Here is a 1,210-nt window from a genome sequence, read left to right on the forward strand (position 1 = left end):
TTTTTTACCTCGATTTAAAATTGAAGTGCAACACCTGCTCTACTAGACCAGTTCTTTATTCAGACTAGTCAAAAAGGCCATGAAGACCTATTCTTAATTCACCACAAACAAGAAAGAGGTATCTTCATGACCCGAATTAAGAATATCATATCTAATCAGTATCACCAACTCAATTTAGCTGAACGTGGTCGAATTGAATCCCTAAGGGACTTAGATTGGTCTATCCGCCGGATTGCCCAGGCCCTTCATCGTAATCCCAGCACGATTTCACGTGAATTAAAACGTGGGACAACGACACAGATTAACGCTAGTACTCATATCTTTGAACAGTCATATCTGGCAGAAACTGGTGAAGCAATTTATCGTAAGCACCGACTAAATAGCTGTTATCGTGGACTCTTTGATCATTGTCAAACCTTCTGTAATGCTTTGGTGACAGCTTTAAAAGCGCGTCCCAGGATGCATAGTGTGGATACTTTTGTCCACCAATTCAAGACTGATCACCCAAGGCTTGTCTGCCCCTCAACACCGACGGTGTACCGGTATATTGATGACCAGCGTTTAGTTATCCGCAATTCAGACCTACCAGCTAAACTACGTCGCCGGATTAAATGCCCCGGGGCAAAGCATCATCGAATCAATAAGAAAAATCTGGGCCATTCAATCGAAGAGCGTCCCGCCATGGTTCAAGCGCGTCAAGAGCTTGGACACTGGGAAGGTGACTTGGTCAAAGGCAAACGGGTTGAATCTGAGCCAGCATTAATGACTTTGACTGAACGTGTTAGTCGCTTAGAGATCATCGTTAAACTTCCCAATTATCATGCCGACACTTGCTTGAAAGCCCTCCAGAATACCTTATATGACTATGGAACCGAGCACTTTAAAACCATTACTTTTGATAATGGTGCTGAGTTCTCAAGCTTGAGTCAAGTCAAGGGAACTGACATCTACTTTGCCCATCCTTATTCACCATGGGAACGTGGAACCAATGAGAACACTAACGGCCTTTTGCGCGAGTTCTTCCCGAAGGGCAGATCCTTGGCTTCGGCCTCACTCATTGACATTCAGCTGGCTCAAGATACCTTAAACAACCGGCTACGGCGGTCATTGAACTATCGCTGCCCAGCCGATCTAATGCCTGAACTAGCTTAGCAACTAGACCACTTCTAAGAATAGATTCTTAGTGTTGCACTTGATTTGACAATTGAGG

1 protein-coding gene is annotated in these 1,210 nt (G+C 44.4%); it reads left to right on the forward strand.

Annotated features, from left to right (window positions below; genetic code table 11):
* Positions 1-126 precede the first annotated feature (126 nt).
* Positions 127-1,152 carry an IS30 family transposase gene (locus JCM14108_RS13930; RefSeq protein ID WP_035181582.1) on the forward strand — a complete coding sequence of 342 codons (1,026 nt, stop codon included), beginning with the start codon at positions 127-129 and terminating at the stop codon, positions 1,150-1,152.
* The last annotated feature ends 58 nt before the right edge of the window (positions 1,153-1,210 follow it).

Source organism: Lentilactobacillus farraginis DSM 18382 = JCM 14108, assembly GCF_000583655.1.
Classification (GTDB): Bacteria; Bacillota; Bacilli; order Lactobacillales; family Lactobacillaceae; genus Lentilactobacillus; species Lentilactobacillus farraginis.

Coding starts and splice junctions, on each gene's coding strand:
- JCM14108_RS13930 (WP_035181582.1), top strand. CDS start 127: ATGACCCGAATTAAGAATATCATATCTAATCAGTATCACCAACTCAAT.